At 60.7% G+C, this 1,628-nt stretch carries 1 protein-coding gene; it reads left to right on the top strand.

Features of this window, described 5'->3' with window-relative positions; all coding sequences use genetic code 11:
- Positions 1-120 precede the first annotated feature (120 nt).
- The gene (locus tag ACT3TS_RS19605) at positions 121-1,515 is read left to right on the top strand and encodes an IS1380 family transposase (protein WP_444533205.1); all 1,395 of its coding nucleotides are present in this window, start codon (positions 121-123) and stop codon (positions 1,513-1,515) included.
- Positions 1,516-1,628 lie beyond the last annotated feature (113 nt).

The following is a 1,628-nucleotide window of genomic DNA, read 5'->3' as shown; positions in this document are numbered from 1 at the left end:
CCTCGAGATTTCACGGCGGCATGACTTTGCAGCGTCATTAAAGCCTGAAAGGTGCCTCTGACATGGGAAAATGTAGTTACCACACCAAATTTTCCGCACACGTTCAGGAGCACCTTGCAGGTGAACAACATTACCGGCTTTTACCCCTCTGTTCGAGTTGATGCCACCGGTGACGGGGTCGTGTCCCAAGGCGGCGGGATCGTCCTGACGGAAATGCTGAAGGCATCCGGGATGACCACTGGGTTGGCTGAAGTACTGGAGCCTTGGCGCAAGCCGTTCGCCACACACAACCCTGGCAAGATCCTCACGGACCTGGCATTGTCGCTGGCCACGGGCGGAGACTTCGTTTCCGACATTGACCGGCTCCGCAACGAACCGGAAGTCTATGGACTGATCGCCTCGGATCCCACGATCAGCCGGCTCTTCAAGGTTCTGGCCACCGCACAGCCGGGGAAGGTGTTGGCGGCGATCAACAAGGCCCGAGCCGCATCCAGAGCGCATGTGTGGGAACAGGCAGGTGAAGACTCGCCCTTGCACGGTGCCAGCAGGAAGAACCCCCTGGTCATCGACCTCGACGCTTCCCTGGTGAACTCTCACTCGGAAAAGGATGACGCCCGGCCTACATGGAAGAAAGGCTTCGGTTTCCACCCGCTGTGTTCCTACGTTGACCACGGCACCGCAGGTACCGGGGAGCCCTTGGTGACCTTGTTGCGGCCCGGCAACGCCGGCTCGAACACGGTCGCCGACCACATCCAGGTCGTCAAGGACTCCATCAAGCAGTTACCGAAGGGGTGGCGGTCCGGGCGGAAGATCATGATCCGCACGGACTCTGCCGGTGGCACGCACGGATTCCTGGACTGGCTCACCGACAAGCGCCGCAACTTCTCCTACTCCGTCGGATTCACGATCAGCGAGGCCGTCGCCAAGGTGCTGCCGCTGATCCCAAAGAAGGGGTGGAACCGGGCCTACGACAGCGACGGCACCGAACGAGACGGAGCATGGGTTGCCGACATCACCGGCATGCTCGATCTCTCCTCGTGGCCGGCAGGTATGCGGGTCATCGTCCGAAAGGAGATCCCGCACGTAGGTGCACAGTTGCGGATCACCGATATCGACGGGCACCGGTACACGGCCATCGCAACGAACCAGGAACACGGCCAACTCGCTGACCTTGACGTCAGCCACCGGCTCCGCGCCCGCTGTGAAGACCGGATCCGCAACGCCAAAGACACCGGCTTCGCGAACCTTCCCTTCAAGTCGTTCACAGCCAACGAGCTGTGGTGCCATGTGGTCATGATGGCCACAGAGATCATGGCCTGGACCCAAATGATCGGTTTCAAAGACACCAAAGCCCGCCGGTGGGAACCAAAGAAGCTCCGGGCCAGGCTCTTTGAAATCGGAGGGAAACTCGCCAAGCACGCCCGTCAAACCACCCTGCACCTGGCCTCCACAGCACCAGAGGTGCGATTGCTGCTCAAGGCAGTGAAAAGGATCGCCGCGCTCAGCCCGCCATAAACGGCGCCAGCCGAACATCCGCACACACCCAGAAAAGCAAAAACCAGCACCACCGTGACAGGTGTGGAACCGTCACCGACAACCGCCCCACAGGTCAGCGGCCAGAATGTCAC

It is taken from the genome of Specibacter sp. AOP5-B1-6 (assembly GCF_052376555.1).
In the GTDB taxonomy this organism is placed as follows: Bacteria; Actinomycetota; Actinomycetes; order Actinomycetales; family Micrococcaceae; genus Specibacter.
Note: the sequence above shows the minus strand (reverse complement) of the source record. Positions and strands in the feature narration are given on the sequence as shown.